Source organism: Streptomyces sp. B6B3 (genome assembly GCF_039871525.1).
Taxonomy (GTDB): domain Bacteria; phylum Actinomycetota; class Actinomycetes; order Streptomycetales; family Streptomycetaceae; genus Streptomyces.
The window spans coordinates 20,997-41,496 of sequence record NZ_JBDPLU010000021.1 but is presented as its reverse complement, the minus strand read 5'-3'; the positions used below and the strand labels follow the sequence as shown (position 1 = coordinate 41,496).

Below are 20,500 nucleotides of genomic sequence, written 5' to 3'. Positions count from 1 at the left end.
GTCGGGACCGCGACCGTCCGGACCACTGCCGGCCGCTGCCGTCATGACGTCCGCTCCGCGTGGCCGCTCGGCTCCAGCAGCGGGACGTGGCTCTTCACCACGGCCGCCCCTCCGTCGCCGTTGGTGAGCGCCACGAAGCCGGTGCCCGCCGCCAGGCGGCACATGGCCAGGGCGTGATAGCCCCCGCTCGCGCCGCCGTGGCCGAACTGCGTGTCGTCGCCCAGGTCGTCGACGACCACGCCCAGGCCGTAGGCGCTGTAGCGGTGCTGCGGGGTCAACAGCTCTCGCGCGCTCCGCTGGGTCAGCAGCGTCAGCGGTCGGCCCAGGTGCGCCCGGCGGATCTCCAGCAGCAGCCGGGCCACGTCCGCCGCCGTCGTCCACAGGCCGCCCGCCGCGGCCTCGGGCCACTGCCGCCAGCCGCCCCGCACCGGTTCGCCCCGCTCGTCGTGGCCCAGGGCCGCCGGGCGGCCGGCGTGCTCGGGGAAGGACTGGTCGAAGTCGCTGCCGGAGAGCCCCAGGGGCTCGAACACCAGCCGGCGCATCAGCGCGTCGAACGGTTCGCCCGTCGCGTCCGTCAACGCCTGCTGGACGACGCTGAAGTGGATGTTCGCCTTGCGGAAGACCGTGCCGGGCGTCAGGTCGGGGCGGGCGCCGGGTGAGGCGTCCGGATGCCTGCCGTGCAGCAGGTCGGGCAGGGCCAGCGGCGTCTCGCCGCGCTCCTGACCGCGGCTCGGGGTGGGTGCCAGCCCCGACATGTGCCCCAGCAGCTGGCGCAGGGTGATGCGCGTCCCCGACGGCACCCGCCAGCCGGTCAGGTACCGGTTGACGTCCTCGTCGAGGTCGACCACCGCCTGTTCGGCGAGCCGCAGGGTGCCCACCGCCGTGACCAGCTTGCTGAGCGAGCCGACCTGGAAGAGGGTGTCCGCGGTCACCGGCTCGGCGCCGCCGGCGGCGAGGACGCCGCGCTGCTCGACGGCCACCAGCTCACCGCCCGCGATGACGGCCAGGCTCACGCCGGGCACGTGCTCGGCGTGCTCGGCGACCAGCGTCCGAGCCGGACTGGTCGGGGTGCTCACGGGGGCGCTGGCCGGGGCGCTGGCCGGCCTGCCGGCGGACGCCGCGTCGATGGCCGCGGCGACCGCCGCCACGCTGTCGTCCCGGTAGATCGCGAGCAGCGACAGCGGCCGCTCGGCCCGCCGGGCGGCGGCGATGACCTTGAAGACCGCGATCGAGTGGCCGCCCAGGGCGAAGAACCTGTCGTGGACGCCGACCCGGTCCACCCCGAGGACCTCGGACCACACCCCGGCGAGCCAGGCTTCCGTCGGCGTGCGTGGCTCCTCGTACGCGCTCTGTGCGAAGGCGGTGTGGTCCGGCGCGGGCAGCCGGTGCCGGTCCAACTTGCCGTTGTCGGTGAGCGGGAGGGAGTCCTGCGTCACGAACGCCGCCGGGATCAGGTACGCGGGCAGGGTCCGCGCGAGCGCGTTCCGCAGCTCCTCCGGGTCGAGGGTGTGCGCGCCGTCGGCGACCAGATAGGCGACCAGGCGCTTGCCGGTGTCCGGGTCGTCCTGCGCGACCACCCGGGCCGCGGCGACGTGCGGGCGGGCGAGCAGCGCGGCCTCGATCTCGCCGGGCTCGATCCGGTAGGCCTGGATCTTGACCTGCGCGTCGTTGCGCCCGAGGAAGTCGACGCTGCCGTCGGGCAGCACGCGGGCCAGGTCGCCGGTCCGGTACAGCCGCGCTCCCGGCGGGCCGTACGGGTCGGGCACGAACCGCTCGGCGGTCAGCGCCGGCCGGCCCAGATAGCCGCGAGAGACGCCGACGCCGCCGACGTACAGCTCGCCGGCCACGCCGCGCGGCACCGGCCGCAACCAGCCGTCCAGGACGCGGGCGGTGGTGTTCGGCAGCGGGTGGCCGATCGGCACCGTCTCGCCGTCGGGTTCGCCCGTCACGCGGAACTCGTTGCTGGTGACGGTGATCTCGGTCGGGCCGTACGAGTTGAGCATCCGGCCGTGCTCGCCCAGCAGGAGCCGGGCCTGCCGCACGCTGCGCCGGGTGACCGTCTCGCCGCCGACCACCAGGACCCGGGTCAGCGGGGCGGCGGCCGTGCCGTCCAGCTCGTCCAACTGGTCGGTGATCGCGTCGAGATGGCTCGGGGTGACGTGGACGAAGTCGAACGGGCCGCTGCTCGCCAGCCACGCGCCGAGTTCGCCGAGGTGCCGGTCCTGCGGGAAGACGTGCACCGGCAGGCCGGTCATCAGCGGCGTCAGCATGGCCGAGACCGCCATGTCGAAGGCCACGGACGACAGCAGCGGGGCGCCGTGTGAACCGTCGGGCAGGTACTCGGCCATGCCGTGGGCGAGGAAGTTCGCCAGGCCCCGGTGCGTGACCGCCACGCCCTTGGGGCGGCCGGTGGAGCCGGAGGTGTAGACGACGTAGGCGAGCCCGTCGGGGTCGGCGTGCCGCCCGAGGGGCGTGTCCGGCTGCGCCGCGATGGCCTCGGCGTCGCGATCCAGCAGCACGGTCGGACCGCGGAAGTCCAGGCCGTCGGAGTCCAGGCCGCCGAGGTCGGGGCCGGCGTCCAGCCAGGCCGACTCGCTGACCAGGGCAGCCGCCCCGCTGTCGTCGAGCAGGTAGCTCAGCCGCTCGGCCGGGAACGACGGGTCGAGCGGCACGTAACCGGCGCCGACCTTCCAGGCGCCGAGCAGGGCGGCGATGAACCCGGGGCCGCGGCCGAGCAGCAGGCCCACGGTCGACTCGGGGCCGGCGCCGGCCGCCCGCAGCCGATGCCCGAGCCGGTTGGCCAGCTCGTCCAGTTCCCGGTACGTCACCGCCGTGCCGTCGACGACCACCGCCGGGGCGTCGGGGGTGCGCGCCGCCTGCTCCTCGAACCGCTCCAGCGGCGTCCAGGACGGCGTCCCGACGGGGCCGGCCGCCCACCGCTCCAGCCGGGCCGGTTCGCCCTCGGGCAGCAGGGCCGCGCGGGCGTCGCCGTCCGGGCCGGCCGCCATGTCGGTCAGCACGGCCCGGTACATCGAGGCCAGGCGCTCGCCGTCGGCGCGGCCGAGCGCGTGGCTGTCGGCCTCCAGGATCAGCCGGGAGTCGTCGGCGGTGACGGAGACCGGGAACTCGTTGCGGCTGAAGCCCATGGCCCCGGTGTCGTCGTGGGAGGGCTGACGGGTGTCGGGGGAGCGGAAGTCCTGGTAGCTGAAGTAGACGTCGATGAGCCGGTCGACGCCGGCCAGCTCGTGCTGGATCGCCGGCATCGGGAAGTTCCGGTGCGGCCACTGCCGCAGCTCGGTGTCGAAGACCCGCCGCACCAGCTCCCGCCAGCTGCCCGCCGACGCCTCGAAGGGGAACGGCAGGGTGTTGAGGTGGGTGCCGTAGACGCGCTCGGCGCCCGGCGCCTCGGGACGGCAGTGGGTCACCAGCCCGGAGAAGAACCGGGGTTCGCCGGTGAGCGCGCTCAGCACCCGCAGGTGGGCGGCGAGCAGGACGCTCTTGATCGGGACGCCGGCGGCCGAGGCGAACGCCCGCAGTGGCTTCGTCAGTTCGTCCAGCGGCAGGTGGATCTGGTAGCCCTCGCGCGGCGTTTCCGGGGCGTCGCCCCAGCCCTCGGGCAGGGTGAACCGCGCGTGCCCCTCGACGACGCCGCGCCAGTACGCGCGGTCCTCGTCGCCGGCCAGCGCCCGCAGCTCACCGGCGACGGTGTCGGCGAACCGGACGGTGGGCGGCTCGTACGGTGGGAGCGGGTCGCCGTCGCGGAACGCGCGGTAGAGCTCCAACAGTTCGGCGCGGAGCAGGCTGAAGGTCCAGCCGTCGACGATCAGATGCGACTGGGTCAGGGTGAGCTGCCAGCCGCCGTCGGCGAATCGGTGGACCACCAGCCGCAGCAGCGGGGCGGCGTCGTGCGGCAGCAGGGTGCGGCTCTCGGCGTCGAGCAGTTCCCGCAGCGTCCGTTCCCGTTCCCGCTCGCCGGCGCCGGTCAGGTCGACCACCCGCAGCGGGGCCTCCGCCGTGGCGTGGACCAGCTGGACCGGCACGGAGTACGACTCGGTGTCGACCGAGGTGCGCAACGCCTCGTGCCGGTCGGCGAGTTCGCGCAGCGCGCGCTCGAACGGCTCACGGGAGAAGGGCTCGTCGGCGCCGATCCGGATCGACGCCACCCGGTGGTAGCTGGGCGGGCCGTCCTGGCTGGACAGCATCTCGACGAGCATGCCGGTCTGCGTCTGGGTCAGCGGGTAGGCGTCGACGACGCCTTCCGGCAGCCGGGCCCTGTCCGCCTCGCTCAGCAGCTCGAACGGCTCGACCGGCGCCGGGGCCGTGACCGCCGTCCGGCCCGCGGCCCTGGCGCACAGGGCCTCGACGGTCTGGTGCTCCAGCACCTCGCGGGCGGTGACGGCCACGCCCACCCCGCGCATCTCCCCGACGACCATGACGGCCTTGATGGAGTCGCCGCCGAGGTCGAAGAAGCTGTCCCGGACGCCGGCCTTCGCCACGCCCAGCACGTCCCGCCAGATGGCGGTGACCCGCTCCTCGACGGGCGTGCGGGGGGCCACGTATCGCGTGCGGGCGACGGAGTCGTCGCCGGGCGCCGGCAGCGCCCGGGTGTCGAGCTTGCCGTTGGCGGTCAGCGGAATCCGCTCGATGGCCTGGTACGCGGCCGGGATCATGTACCCGGGCAGCGTGCGGCCGAGGTGCGCCCGCAGTTCGGCGGGGTCCAGCGCCGCCGTGTCCGGCGCGGCGGGGTCCAGCGCGGCCGTGTCGTCGGCGTCGGCTGGCACGAGGTAGGCGACGAGCCGCGTGTCGCCGGGGGTGTCCTCGCGGGCGATGACGACGGCGTCCCGGACGCTCGGGTGGGCCGTGAGCGCGGACTCGATCTCGCCGAGTTCCACGCGGTAGCCGCGGATCTTCACCTGGTGGTCGATCCGGCCGACGAAGTCCAGGCTGCCGTCGGGGCGCCGGCGCGCCAGATCGCCGCTGCGGTACAGGCGCGACCCCGGAGGGCCGAACGGGTCGGGCACGAACCGCTCGGCGGTCAGCTCGGGCCGGTTCAGATAGCCGCGCGCCGCGCCCCAGCCACCGATGTGGATCTCGCCGAGGTCGCCGTCGGGCACCGGGTCGCCGTGCGGGTCGAGCAGATGGGTGGTGAGGTTGCTGAGCGGCCGCCCGATCGGACTGCCCGAACCAGCCCGCAGGTCCTGTCGGGTGATGCGGTGGTACGTCGAGTACACGGTCGTCTCGGTGATGCCGTACATGTTGACCAGCGCCACCCGGCCCAGGCCCAGTCGCTCGGTCCACGGCCGCAGGTCGGCCGTCTCCAGCTTCTCACCGGCGAAGACCACGGCCCGCAGTGACAGCCGTTTGACGCGCGGGTCGCCCTCCTCGGCCGCCGGGGCCAGCAGCCAGCGGAACGCCGACGGCGTCTGGCAGAGCATCGTCACCTCGTGCTCGACGAGCAGGTCGAGGAAGTCGTCGGGCGAGCGCGCCAGATCCTGGTCGACCACGACGAGGGTCCCGCCGTGCAGCAGCGCGCCCCACAGCTCGAACACCGACACGTCGAAGGCGTAGCTGTGGAACATCGCCCACACGTCCGCCTCGTCGAAGGCGTAGTGCTCCTGCGCTGTCGCCATCAGCCGCACGACGCTGGCGTGGGCGAGGGTGACGCCCTTGGGCCGGCCGGTCGAACCCGAGGTGTACATGACGTAGATGGCGTTGTCCACGTCGCCGGCGGTCACCGGGGCGGTGTCCGGCTCGGCCGCCAGCGCCGCGCGGTCCCGGTCGAGGACGACGAGCGGACCGTCGTGGGCGTCCCTCACCAGCGGCAGCGAGGCCGCGTCCGTGACCAGCACCGACGCCGCGGCGTCCGTCAGGATGTACGCCAGCCGGTCGGCCGGGTTGGCCGGGTCCAGCGGCAGGTACCCGGCGCCCGACTTCAGCACGCCCAGCAGGGTGGGGGCCAGGTCGGCGCCGCGCGGCAGGCACACGCCGACGAGCCGCTCCGGGCCCGCGCCCATGGCGATGAGCCGGTGGGCCAGCTGGTTGGCGCGCGCCTCGACCTCCGCGTACGTCAGCGACACGTCGCCCGCCACGACCGCGACCGCGTCAGGCGTCCGGGCGGCCTGCCGAGCGAACAGCTCCTCCACGCGGTCCCCGCTCCCCCCGGGGACGTGGCCCGCCGCCGGGGCGGCGGACTCGGCGGCGCGGGCCAGCAGCCGCTCGCGCTCGCCCGCCGGCAGGTACACGGACCGGGCGTCGCCGTCCGGGTCGGCGGCCATCGCCTCCAGCACCGCCCGGTACATGCCGGCCAGCCGCCCGGCGTGCTCCCGGGTCATGACGTCGTCGCGGGTGTTCACGTAGAGCCGTTCCCCGCGGTTGAAGACCGAGAGGTCGAACTCGTTGGTCGCGCTGGACATCCGTGTCCCGGTGGCGACCGTCTCGGTGTCGACCTGGTGGAAGTCGAGGTAGTTGAAGTAGGTGCTGACGAGCCGCCCGCCGCGCCACTCCGCCTGGATGGCGGGCATCGGGTAGCGGCGGTGCGCCCACAGCTCGACCTCGCGGTCGTAGACCTGGGAGACCAGCTCTCGCCAGGTGCGCGCGGAGCGGTCGACGGCCATCGGGAGGGTGTTGAGGTACATGCCCAGCACCCGCTCGGCGCCGGTGACCTCGGGGCGCGTGTCGACGACGAGGCCGGCGTGGTACGCGGGGGCGTCGGTGACCTGGCCCAGCACCTTGAGGTGGGCGGCCAGCAGCACGCTCTTGATCGACGTGCGCGCCGACGCGGCCAGCCCGCGCAGCTTCTCGGCCAGGTCGTCGAACGGCACCTCGTGGTAGATGCGTTCGTCGGTCCGGCCGGCCCATGCGGCGGGCAGCGTCACCGGCACGTGTTCGGAGGTGATCCGCCGCCAGTACGCGCGGTCCTCGGCGGACTCCAGGGCGGCCACCTCGAGGGCGACGGAGTCGGCGAACCGCACCCTCGGGGTGTGGTACGGCTCGGGCTCGACGCCGTCGCGGAACGCCCGGTAGCAGTCGAGGAGTTCTACCAGCAGCTGGTGGTAGCTCCACCCCTCGGTGATGGCGTGCGACTGGGTGAAGGTCACCCACCACGCCTCGTCGCTCTCGTCATGGGCGACGATCCGCAGCAGCGGCGCCCGTTCGATGTCGAAGGGCTCGGCGCGCTGCCTTCTGATCAGCTCCAACCGGGCCGCGGCGAGTTGCTCCTCGTCGAGCCCGCGGACGTCGTGGATCTCCACCGGGAGGTGCGCGGTGGCGTGGACCAGTTGCAGCGGCGTCGAGTAGCCGGTGAGCCGGAACGAGGTGCGCAGCACCTCGTGGCGCTCGACGAGCGTCGCGGCCGCCAGCCGCAGCGCGACCGGGTCCAGCCGGCCGCCGTCGACGACCCGGAAGGTGTTGATGATGTGGTAGACGCCGCCGGGGCTGTCGGCCATCTCGATGAGCATGCCGAGCTGGGTGCGGCCCTGCGGGTACGCGTCCACGACGCCGTCCGGCAGCTTGGCCCGGTCCTCGGTGGAGATCAGCGCGAACGGCTCGACGAACGACTGGCCGGTGAGCGGGTCGCGCTCGGCAAGCAGTTCGCACAGCTCTTCGACGGTACGGGTGTGCAGCACGTCCTGGACGGAGACGTCGTAGCCCTCCTCCCGCAGGGCGCCGACCAGGGCGACGGCGCGGATCGAGTCGCCGCCGAGGTCGAAGAAGCCGTCCCGCACGCCGACCCGCTCCAGGCCGAGTGCCTGCCGCCAGACCTCCGCGACCCGGCGCTCGGTCGGGGTGCGGGGCGCCACGAACGTGCCACGGGTGAACGAGTCGTCGTCCGGTGCGGGCAGGGCCCGCCGGTCGACCTTCCCGTTGGGCGTGAGCGGCACGGCGTCCAGCCGCACGTAGGCGGCGGGGACCATGTAGTCCGGCAGGGTCCGGGCGAGCAGGTCGCGCAGTTCCTCCGGGCTCACCGCCTCGCCGTCGGGCGTGATGACGTAGGCGACGAGACGCTCCTCGTGGACGACCACGACGGCCTGGCGGACCCGGGGATGGGTGGCGAGCGCCGCCGCGATCTCGCCGAGTTCGACGCGGTGGCCGCGCACCTTCACCTGGTCGTCGACGCGGCCGAGGAAGTCCAGGCCGTGGTCGGGGCGCCAGGCGGCCAGGTCGCCGGTGCGGTAGAGCCGGGATCCGGGCGGGCCGAAGGGATCGGGGACGAAGCGTTCCGCCGTCAGCGCGGACCGGCCGAGATAGCCGCGGCCCACGCCGATGCCGCCGGCGTACAGCTCGCCCGGCACCCCGGCGGGGACCGGGTGCAGCGCCGCGTCGAGCACGTACAGGCGCATGTTCCTGACCGGCGCACCGATGGGTATCCGGCCGTCGCCCGGCGGAGTGTCCAGCACCGCGTGGGTGATGTCGTCGGAGCATTCGGTGGGGCCGTAGGCGTTGACGAGCGGGATGCCCGGGAAGCGGGTCAGCCAGCGCTCGGCCAGCTCCGCGGGCAGCACCTCGCCGGTCACCACGAGGCGGCGCAGCCGGGGCAGCAGCGGCGCCGGCGCCCCGGAATCCCAGAGGTCCAGGGCGGTACGCAGCAGCGACGGCACGACCTCCAGGATCGTGACCTCCTCCCGCGCCACCCGGCCAAACAGGCCCTCCGGGTCGAGCACGGTCTCCCCGCCGACGACCCGGACCCGGCCGCCGGTCACCAGGGCGGCGAGCATCTGCCACACCGAGATGTCGAACGCGGGCGGCGCGTTGAACACGACGCGGTCCTCGGGGCCCAGGTCGAGGTCCTCGATCTTGGCCAGCAGGTGGTTACCCATGCCGTCGTGGCGGACCATCGCGCCCTTGGGCCGTCCCGTCGAGCCCGAGGTGTAGATCACGTAGGCGAGGTTGTCCGGCTCGGCGACCGGTCCCGGGTCGTCGGCGGCCAGGTCGCTCCATCGGTGCTCGTCGTCGAGCAGGACGGTCGTGATGTCCTCGCCGCCCTTGACCGCGTCGGCGTGCTGCGTGCGGGTCACCAGCAGGCGCACCCCGGCGTCCTGGGCCATGAAGCCGAGGCGTTCGGCGGGCGACTCCGGGTCGAGCGGCAGATAGGCGCCGCCCGCCTTGAGCACCGCAAGCACCGCGACGACCAGCAGGGGCGAACGTTCGAGGCAGAGGCCGACCAGGCTCTCCTGCCCCACGCCCAGCTCCCGCAGGTGCCGGGCGAGCCGGTTGGCGCGGGCGTTGAGCTCCCGGTACGTCGTCACCGTGTCGTCGTCGACGAGCGCGACGGCGTCGGGCGTGGTCGCCGCCCAGTGCTCGAAGCGCTCTGGCACCCGGATCTCCAGCGGCTCCCGTCCGGTCGCGGTCACCTCGTCGAGCAGCAGTCGACGCTCGTCCTCGGGGAGGTGGGTGGCACGGGCGTCGCCGTCGGCGTCGGCGGTCATCGCCTCCAGCACCGCCCGGTACATGGCGCTCAGCCGCTCGCCGTCGGCCCGGCCGAGCACGGCGGTGTTGGTGGTGAGGTTCATCCGGTCGGCGCGGCAGTGCAGGGTGATGTCGAACTCGGTCTGCGAGGTCCCGAACCGGACGTCGGCACGAGCGTTCCCCTGGTCCGACGGGTCCGCCTCCCGGCGCGGCAGATCGACGTAGTTGAAGGCGACGTTGACCAGTCGGCCGCCGTGCCACTCGCGTTGCAGCGCGGGCAGCGGGTAGCGCCGGTGCGGCCACAGCTCGGCCTCGCGGTCGTACACCCGGGTCACCAGTTCCCGCCAGGTGCGCGCGGAGCGGTCCACCGGGAACGGCACGGTGTTGAGATGCATGCCGTACACCCGGTCGGCGCCGGTCAGTTCGGGGCGCGCGTCGCACACCAGACCGATCTGGAAGGCGGGAGCCTCGGTGAGCTGGCTCATGACCTTGACGTGGGCCGCCAGCAGCACGCTCTTGACGGAGACCCGCAGCCGGGTGGCCAGGTTCCGCAGCCCGTCCGTCAAACCGTCGAGGGGAACCTTGAGGTCATAGCTCTCCCCCGGACCCGGATCCGGCCGCCATCCGTCGGGCAGGGCGAGCGGGGGGTGCGTCTCGATCACGTTCCGCCAGTAGGCGGCGTCCTCCGCCGAGGCCAGGGAGGCCCGTTCGGCCGCGATGTGGTCGGCGTAGCGGGCGGCGGGCGTTTCGTGGGGCGCCGGAGGGCGGCCGTCGCGCACGTCGCGGTAGACGTCAAGAAGCTCCGTCAGCAGCCAGTGGTGGCTCCAGCCCTCGGTGACGGCGTGCGGTCGGGCGATCGACAGCCACCAGCCCTCGTCCCCGGCGTCCTCACCAACGTACGCGGCGACGCGCAGCAGCGGGGCCCGGTCGAGTGGGAAGTCGGCGTCGCGCTCCGCCCGTAGCCGGTCCATCAGCTGCTCGGCGGGTGCGCCGTCGGGTCCGTCCTGCGTCGTCGGCACGCGGTGCACGGCGACCACGGGGTCCACCTCGGCGTGCACCAGCTGCGTCGGCACCGCGTAGGAGTGCAGGTCGAACGAGGTGCGCAGCATCTCGTGGCGGTCGATGACCACCCGGGTCGCCCGGCGCAGCGCGTCCTCGTCGAACGGACGCCGGTCGGAGATCCGGTACGAGACGAAGCTGCGGTAGGCGTCGCCGCCGCCCAGCATCTCGACGACCATGCCGATCTGCACCTGGGACAGCGGGTAGGCGTCGGTGACACCGGCGGGCAGCGCCGCGCGGTCCTCGGCGGAGATCAGCGCGAACGGCTCGACCAGGGCGTCCGGCCTGGCCAGTCCGTCGCGTCCGGCGAGGAACCCGGCGAGGTCCCCGACCGTGCGGTGGGTGAGGACGTCGCCCACCGAGACGTCCAGGCGCTCCTCGCGCAGGGCGCCGACGAGCACGACGGCGCGGATGGAGTCGCCGCCGAGGTCGAAGAAGCTGTCCTCCACGCCGACCCGCTCGACGCCGAGCACGTCGCGCCACACCGCCGCGATCCGTTCCTCGGTGGGGGTGCGGGGGGCGACGTAGGGGGCGTGGGCGAGGGCGTCGTCGCCGGGCGCGGGCAGGGCGCGCCGGTCGAGCTTGCCGTTGGGGGTGAGCGGCAGCGCGTCGAGGGCGACGAACGCGGCCGGCACCATGTAGGGCGGCAGGCTGCCGGAGCAGTGCGCGGCCAACTCCGCGCCGGACGGCGCCGCAGCCGGGCTCACGGCCACGAGGTAGGCGACGAGCCGGGTGTCGCCCGGAGCGTGTTCGCGGGCGATGACGACGGCCTCCCGGACGCCCGGGTGGGCCAGCAGCACGGCCTCGATCTCGCCGGGTTCGACGCGGTAGCCGCGGATCTTGACCTGGTGGTCGATCCGGCCCAGGAAGTCGAGACTGCCGTCGGGACGCCGCCGCGCCAGGTCACCGCTGCGGTACAGCCGCGACCCAGGCGGCCCGAACGGATCGGGCACGAACCGCTCGGCCGTCAACTCCGGCCGGTTCACATAACCACGCGCCACTCCCGGACCACCGACATGGATCTCCCCCGGCACCCCGATCGGCACCAGGTTCCCGTGCCCGTCCAGCAGGTGCAGCGACAGATCGGACAGCGGCCGGCCCACGGGACTGGTGAGGGGCTCCGCGAGATCGGCGGCGGTGACGCGGTAGAAGGTGGTGTGCACGGTGGTCTCGGTGATCCCGTACATGTTGACCAGCACCGGCGCGTCCAACCCACGCCGCGCCACCCACGGCACCAACTCACCGAAGTCCAACCGCTCACCCGCGAACACCACATACCGCACAGCGAGCCGATCGATCCGCTCATCCCCCGCCGCGGCCGCCGCCACCAACGACCCGAAAGCCGTCGGCGTCTGACTGAGCACCGTCACCCCCCGACCCACCAACAGGTCCAGGAACTCCTCAGGAGAACGCGCCACATCCCGCTCGACCACGACCAACGTCCCGCCGTGCAGCAACGCCCCCCACATCTCGAACACCGACACGTCGAACGCGTAACTGTGCGACATCGTCCACACATCCGCCGCACCGAACCCGAAACGCTCCTGCGCCGACGACACCAACCGCACCACGTTCGCGTGCGTCAACGCCACACCCTTGGGACGCCCCGTCGAACCCGACGTGTAGATCACATAGATCCCACTGTCAGGACCCGCCCCCGACACCGGCGCAGACACCGGGGCAGACACCGACTCAGCCGCCAGCTCCTCCCGATCCCGATCCACCACCACGGTGTCACCCGAATGGACCGACTCCACCAACGGCAACAGCTCCGACCCCGTCACCACCACCGACACACCCGCGTCCGCCACCACATACGCCAACCGCTCCGCCGGGTTCACCGGGTCCAACGGCACATACGCCGCCCCCGACTTCAACACACCCAACAACGACGGAACCAGCTCCGGACCCCGCTCCAGACACACCCCCACCAACGACCCGGGCCCCACACCCAACGCCCGCAACCGGTGCCCCAACCGATTCGCCCACGCATCCACCTCCGCATACGACAGCGACACCTCACCCGCCACCACCGCCACCGCATCCGGCGTCCGCGCCACCTGCTCCTCGAACACCTCACACACCGTCCGCGACACCGGTTCGGCCGGCACGGCGGCCCGGCCCGCGGCGAGCAGGAGGTCCCGCTCGCCGTCCGGCAGGTACACGGCCCGGGCGTCGCCGTCCGGGTCGGCGGCCATCGCCTCCAGTACCGCGCGGAACATGCCGGCGACGCGGTCGGCGTTGGCCTGGCTCAGCACGTGCGAGGTGGAGCGCAGGCTCAGCACGCCGCCGAGCGCCGTGATGGTGAGGGCGAACTCGTTGGGCGCGTCGCTGATGCCCCAGCCGTCCTCGGCGTCCCGCTCGTCCATCTCGTGGAAGTCGAGGTAGCTGAAGAAGACGTCGACCAGACGGCCGCCGCCCGGTTGTTCGATGGCGGGCATCGGGAAGTGCCGGTGCGGCCATGCCTCGATCTCCCGGTCGGAGACCTGCCGCACGAGCTCCCGCCAGGTGCGGGCCGTCCGGTCGGCCGGGAACGGCAACGTGTTGAGGTATGTGCCGTAGAGCCGGTCGGCGCCCGGCGCCTCGGGGCGGGCGTGGGTGACCAACCCGGCGTGGTAGGCCGGTTCTTCGGTGAGCTGGCCGACGACCTTCAGGAACGCGGCGACGAGGACGCTCTTGACCGACGCCCGGGCCGCGCCGGCGACGCCGCGCAGCCGCTCCTGGAGATCGCCGAAGCGCACCCCGGCGCGGACGGTCTCGGCCGGCGCGGTCAGGTCGCCGTGCCAGCCGGCGGGGACGCCGGCCCGGGTGTGGTCGGTGACGACGCGTTCCCAGTAGGCCCGGTCCTCCGGCGACCGCAGGGCGGCGAGCTCCGCGGCCACGGCGTCGGCGAACCGCACCGCGGGCGTCTGGTATGGCTCGGGTTCCAGGCCGTCCCGCAGCCGCCGGTAGACGCGCACCAGGTCGACCAGGAACAGCTGGTTGCTCCAGCCGTCCATGACGGCGTGGCTCTGCGTGAAGGTGCACAGCCAGCCTGCGTCGGTCAGGTGCGCGGCGACCCGCAACAGCGGTGCGGGCGCGGTGAGGTCGAAGGCGTGGGCGCGTTCCGCGGCGACGTAGGCGGCCATGTCCCGCCGCAGTCGCTCCTCGTCCGGCGCGCCGAGGTCGTGTACGGCGACGGGGATCTCGACGTCCTCGTGGACGAGTTGCAGGGGCGCGGAGTAGCCGGTGAGCGCGACGGAGGTGCGCAGCGCGTCGTGCCGGGCGACGACCGTCCGAACGGCCTCCGCGAACGCGTCGGCGTCGAACGGCTCGTCGTCGTGGACCCGGTAGACGTTGACGTTGTGGTAGTTGTTGCGGTCCCGGTTGGCGAGCGTCTCGACGAGCATGCCGGTCTGGATCTGGGACAGCGGGTAGGCGTCGGCGAGGCCCGCGGGCAGCTTCGCCCGGTCCTCGGCGGAGATCAGCGCGAACGGCGCCACGCCCCGGTATCCACCCTCCGACAGGTCCGCCCTGCCGGACAGCAGGGCGCACAGCCCGGCGACCGTGCGGTGCTGGAAGACGTCCTTGACGCTGACGTCCAGACGCTCCGCGCGCAGGGCGCCGATCAGGGCCACGGCCCGGATGGAGTCGCCGCCCAGATCGAAGAAGTCGTCGTGGACGCCGACGGGTCCACTGCCCAGCTCGTGGCTCCACACCGCCGCGACGCGCTCCTCCAGTGGGCTGCGCGGCGCGGTGTAGGGCACCCCCGCCCAGGCGTCCTCGTCCGGGTCGGGCAGGGCGCGGCGGTCCAGCTTGCCGTTGGCGTTGAGGGGGAAGGCGTCCACCGCCACGAACGCCGAGGGCACCATGTAGTCCGGCAGCCGGCGGGCCAGCGCCGTCCGCAGGTCCGCGGCGGACGGCGCGTGCTCGCCGCGCGGCACGACGTAGCCGACGAGCCGGCTCTCTCCCGCGGCGGGGCCGCCCGGGCCGCCGGGGCCCGAGGAGTTCTCGCGCAGCACCACCCGCGCGTCGGCGACGTCCGCGTGCTCACCGAGGGCCGCCTCGATCTCGCCGAGTTCCACGCGGTAGCCGCGGATCTTGACCTGCCCGTCGCCGCGCCCGAGGAAGGCGACGGCGCCGTCGGGCAGCACCCTGGCGAGGTCCCCGCTGCGGTACAGCCGTGCGCCGGGCGGTCCGTACGGGTCGGGCAGGAACCGGTCCGCCGTCAGCGCGGGGTCCCCGAGGTAGCCGCGGGAGACCCCGTTGCCGCCGACGTACAGCTGCCCGGTGACGCCCGTCGGCACCGGCCGCAGCCGGTCGTCGAGCACGTACATCGACACGCCCGGCAGCGGGCGGCCGATCGGCATCACCTCGGGCGGCTCCCCGCCCCACTCCTCGGGCGCCGGAACGGGCCAGACGCAGGTGCCGACGGAGGTCTCGGTCGGGCCGTACTCGTTCACCAGCCGGGTGTCCGGCGTCAGGGCACGCCAGGACTCGACGACCCGGCGGCGGAACGCCTCGCCCGCCACCACGAGCAGGGGCGCCAGGGCGCGGGCCTGGTCCGGCGACAGCTGGTGGGTGAGCACCTCCAGGTGCGCCGGGGTGAGCTTGACGAAGGCGTACGGGGCGTGGGCCGCCAACGCCTCGCCGAGGCGGCCGAGGTCCAGGTCCTGCGGCATGACGTGCACCGGCTGTCCGACGAGCAGCGGCGCCCAGACGTTGGGCACCACCAGGTCGAAGGCGATCGAGGAGAACAGCGGGGCGCCGCCGCCGGCCGCGGTCAGCTCCTCGACGGCCCAGCGGACGTGGCCCGCCAGCCCGCGGTGCGGCACGAGGACGCCCTTGGGCTGCCCGGTGGAGCCGGACGTGTAGATCACGTAGGCCAGTCCGTCCGGATCGGCCACCCGCTCCGGCGGCGTCGCCGGCAGCGCGTCGAGGGAGTCCAGGTCCAGCGCCACGACGTGGCCGGCGAAGTCGTCGCCCGCCCGCGGTCCGTACTCGGACTGGGTGAGCAGCACGCGGGCGCCGGCGTCCGCCACCATGTGCGCGACGCGTTCTGGCGGGGACGCCGGGTCCATCGGGAGGTAGGCGCCGCCGGCCTTCCAGGCCGCGAGCAGCGCGACGACGAGGTCGGTGTCGCGGTCGAGCAGCACGCCCACCACGGACTCGGGTCCGACGCCCAGCGCCCGTAGCCGGTGGGCCAGCCGGTTGGCGTCGGCGTCCAGTTCCGCGTAGGTGAGCCGCCGGTCACCGCAGACGACGGCGAGCGCGTCGGGGGTGCGGGCGGCCTGCTCCTCGAACAGTTCGCGGACGGTCCGGTCGGCCGGTTCGGCGGGGTTGACCGCCCAGGCGCCGACCAGCCGCTGGCGTTCCGCGGCGGGCAGCAGCGGGATCCGCGGATCGCCGTCGGCGTCGGTGGCCATCGCCTCCAGCGCGGCGCGGAACATCGCGCCGACGCGCTCGGTGTTCCGCCGGCTGAGGGACCGGGAGTCGGCGGTCAGGAAGATGTGCCCGACCCGGGAGGAGATGGTCAGTGGGAACTCGGTCGGGCTGTCGTCGATGCCGACCTGGTCGTCCACGAGCGAGGCGTCGACCTGGCGGAAGTCCTGGTAGTTGAAGAAGACATCGATGAGACGGTCGCCGCCGACCTCCCGTTGCACGGCCGGCAGCGGGTGGCGCCGGTGCGCCCACGTCTCGACCTCGCGGGCGAACGTGCCGCGGACGAGGTCCAGCCAGGTGGCCGGGATCCGGTCGAACGCCAGCGGCAGCGTGTTGAGGTACATGCCGTACACCCGGTCGGCACCGGTGACCTCTGGTCGGACGTCGAAGACGAGGCCCGCGTGGAACCGTTCGGCGTCGGTGAGCTGGCTCATCACCTTGCCGAACGCGGCGAGCATCACGCTCTTCAGGGAGGCGTTGGCACGGGTGGCGAGCGCGCGCAGCCCGGTCTCCAGGTCGTCCCAGGGGATCTGCGCGTGGTGCTTCACCTGCGGGGACCCCGCCTCGTCACCCCAGCCCGACGGGAGGGTGAACTTCTCGTAGCCGTCGACGATGCCGCGCCAGAAGGCACGGTCCTCCTCGGAGGCGAGCGAGGCCAGCTCCCCGGCGATGGCGTCGGCGAACCGCACCGCGGGCCGCTCGTACGGCTCGGGCTCCTGGCCGTCGCGCATCCGCCGGTAGCAGCCGAGCAGCTCCATGAGGAGCGAGTGGTAGCTCCACCCCTCCATGATCGGGTGGCACTCGGTGATCGAGATCCACCACGTGGTGTCCCCGGTGACGTGCGCGTGGAAGCGCATGAGTCCGGGAACCGTCAGGTCGAAGGCGTCGGCGCGCTCGGCCCGGACGAAGTCCCGCAGCGCGGCGTCCTGGTCGTCGAGGTGGGTGAGGTCGTGGACCCCGACGGACACCTCGGCGTGCCGGTGGACCATCTGGAGCGGCGCCGAGAAGCCGGTGAGGTGGACGGATGTGCGGAGCATGTCGTGGCGCTCCACCACCTGTGCGACGGCCCGCGAGAAGGCCTCCGGGTGCAGCGGCTGGTCGTCGAGGATCCGGAAGCAACTGCAGTTGTGGTAGTGGTTCTTCTCCTCGTCGGCCAGCATCTCGATGACCATGCCGGTCTGGATCTGGGACAGCGGGTAGGCGTCGGTGACATCGTCGGGCAGCGCCGCGCGGTCCTCGGCGGAGATCAGCGCGAACGGCTCGACCAGGGTGAGCCCTTCGGCGGGCAGCGCGGAGCGGCCGGTCAGCAGCTCGCTCAGTTCGGCGACCGTGCGGCGGTCGAAGACGTCCCGGACGGAGAGGTCGAAGCCCTCGGCGCGCAGGGCGCCGACGAGCGCGACGGCCCGCATGGAGTCGCCGCCGAGGTCGAAGAAGCCGTCGTGCACCCCAATGCGCTCCACCTCCAGGGCGGTCGCCCACACGGCGGCGACCTGTTCCTCGACGGGGGTGCGGGGGGCGACGTAGGGGGCGTGGGCGAGGGCGTCGTCGCCGGGCGCGGGCAGGGCGCGCCGGTCGACCTTGCCGTTGGGGGTGAGCGGCAGCGCGTCCAGCACGACGAACGCCGCCGGCACCATGTACTCCGGCAGGTCACGGCCGAGGCGGGTGCGCAGGTCGGCGGGGTCGAGCGAGGCGTCGCCGGCGGGGACCAGGTAGGCGGTCAGTCGCCGGTCGCCGGGGACGTCCTCGCGGACGGTGACGACGGCGTCGCGTACTCCGGGGTCGAGGGCGAGCACGGCCTCGATCTCGCCGAGCTCGACGCGGTAGCCGCGGATCTTGACCTGGTGGTCGATCCGGCCCAGGAAGTCGAGACTGCCGTCCGGACGCCGCCGCGCCAGGTCACCGCTGCGGTACAGCCGCGCCCCGGGCGGCCCGAACGGATCGGGCACGAACCGCTCGGCCGTCAACTCCGGCCGGTTCACATAACCACGCGCCACTCCCGGACCACCGACATGGATCTCCCCCGGCACCCCGATCGGCACCAGGTTCCCGTGCCCGTCCAGCAGGTGCAGCGACAGATCGGACAGCGGCCGGCCCACGGGACTGGTGAGGGGCTCCGCGAGATCGGCGGCGGTGACGCGGTAGAAGGTGGTGTGCACGGTGGTCTCGGTGATCCCGTACATGTTGACCAGCACCGGCGCGTCCAACCCACGCCGCGCCACCCACGGCACCAACTCACCGAAGTCCAACCGCTCACCCGCGAACACCACATACCGCACAGCGAGCCGATCGATCCGCTCATCCCCCGCCGCGGCCGCCGCCACCAACGACCCGAAAGCCGTCGGCGTCTGACTGAGCACCGTCACCCCCCGACCCACCAACAGGTCCAGGAACTCCTCAGGAGAACGCGCCACATCCCGCTCGACCACGACCAACGTCCCGCCGTGCAGCAACGCCCCCCACATCTCGAACACCGACACGTCGAACGCGTAACTGTGCGACATCGTCCACACATCCGCCGCACCGAACCCGAAACGCTCCTGCGCCGACGACACCAACCGCACCACGTTCGCGTGCGTCAACGCCACACCCTTGGGACGCCCCGTCGAACCCGACGTGTAGATCACATAGATCCCACTGTCAGGACCCGCCCCCGACACCGGCGCAGACACCGGGGCAGACACCGACTCAGCCGCCAGCTCCTCCCGATCCCGATCCACCACCACGGTGTCACCCGAATGGACCGACTCCACCAACGGCAACAGCTCCGACCCCGTCACCACCACCGACACACCCGCGTCCGCCACCACATACGCCAACCGCTCCGCCGGGTTCACCGGGTCCAACGGCACATACGCCGCCCCCGACTTCAACACACCCAACAACGACGGAACCAGCTCCGGACCCCGCTCCAGACACACCCCCACCAACGACCCGGGCCCCACACCCAACGCCCGCAACCGGTGCCCCAACCGATTCGCCCACGCATCCACCTCCGCATACGACAGCGACACCTCACCCGCCACCACCGCCACCGCATCCGGCGTCCGCGCCACCTGCTCCTCGAACACCTCACACACCGTCCGCGACACGGAGTGCGGTACGTGGGGTGCGCCGAGGATCAGGGCGCGCTCGTCGTCGTCCAGGAGGTCCACGCGGGACAGCGGCAGCGTCTCCGCCGCGGTGACCTGCTGGAGCAGCCGCACCAGGTGCCGGGTCATGCGGTGGACGGTGTCTCGTTCGAACAGGGATGTGGCGTAGACGAGTTGGCCGCGGAGGGTGCCGTCGGGGGCGATGTCGATCTGGAGTTCCAGATCGCACTTGGCGACGCCACCCGTCACGGCGAAGGGCTCGATACCCAGCCCGGGGAACTCCAGCCGTTCGGCGCCACGCTCGTGCAGGGTGAACGCCACCTCGTAGAGCGGGGTGCGGGACATGTCCCGTTCCGGGCGCAGCTCGTCGACCAGGTGGGCGAAGGGGACGGCCTGGTGCGCGTAGGCCGCGGCCAGGGTGTCCCGGGCCCGCTCCACCAGGTCGGCGAACCGCGGATCGCCCTCCCACTGGGCGCGCATGACCAGGTTGTTGATGCCGTAGCCGATGAGCCCCTGGAGCTCCGGGCGGGTGCGCCCGGACGCGACGGTGCCGACGGCGATGTCTCTTCGGCCGGTGTAGCGGGAGAGGAGCGCCTGGTAGGCGGCGAGCAGCACGGCGAACGGGGTGGTGTCGTGTCGCCGGGCCAGCTCGGCGACCTTCCTGGAGACGTCGTCGGGAAGTTCGAAGGGGACATCCGCGCCCTCGTGGCCGCGCCGCGCGGGACGAGGCCGGTCGGTGGGCAGGTCGAGGGGGTCGAGGCCGGCGAGCCGCTCGCGCCAGAACGCGAGGTCCGCGTCGAGGGCGCCGCCGCTCTGCTGGGCGCGCTGCCAGGCGGCGAAGTCGGCGTACTGCGTCGGGAGCGCGGGCAGTGAGGGTTCGTTGCCCTGGCTGAACGCCTCGTAGAGAATGCCGAGTTCGGATATCAGGACGCGGCTGGACCAGGCGTCGAAGGCGATGTGGTGCACCACGACGCTCAGGACGTGGTCGTCGTCAGCGACGCGTAGCAGGCGGGCCCGTGCGGGCCAGTCGTGCGCCAGGTCGACGGGGGTGACCGCCTCCCGAGCGACGGCCTCGGCGACGTGACGCTCGCGCGCGTCGGCGGGAACCCCGGTCAGGCGGTCGAGCGGAAGCGGCACCGGCCGGGGCGGGTCGACGACCTGGGCCGGGGCACCGTCGGTCCAGCGGTAGCGGGTGCGCAGCACCTCGTGACGTGCCGTCAGCTCGGTCCACGCGCGGGCCAGGGCCTCGGCGTCGAGCGGCCCTCGCAGCCGGAAGGCCAGCGGCACCAGGTACTCGGCGCTGTCCGGCTCCAACCGGTGCAGGAACCACATCTGTTGCTGCCCGAACGACAGCGGCAGCGGCCCTGCCGACCGGTCCACCGGAGGAATGACCGAGCGGCGGCGGAGGCGGGGGGCACCGGCCAACCTGCGGCGGAGAACCGCCTCCGCGAGATTCTCTCCGAGGGCGCCGACGTCGTCCTGTACTTCCTTCTCGACGCTCATCCGTTCCAGTCCTCCCGCTGCCG

1 protein-coding gene is annotated in these 20,500 nt (G+C 73.3%); it reads right to left on the bottom strand.

Annotated elements, in window-relative coordinates; all coding sequences use genetic code 11:
- Positions 1-41: 41 nt before the first annotated feature.
- Positions 42-20,477, bottom strand: coding sequence for an amino acid adenylation domain-containing protein (locus tag ABGB06_RS31755; RefSeq protein WP_347596206.1), 20,436 nt, complete (start codon positions 20,475-20,477; stop codon positions 42-44).
- Positions 20,478-20,500: the final 23 nt, after the last annotated feature.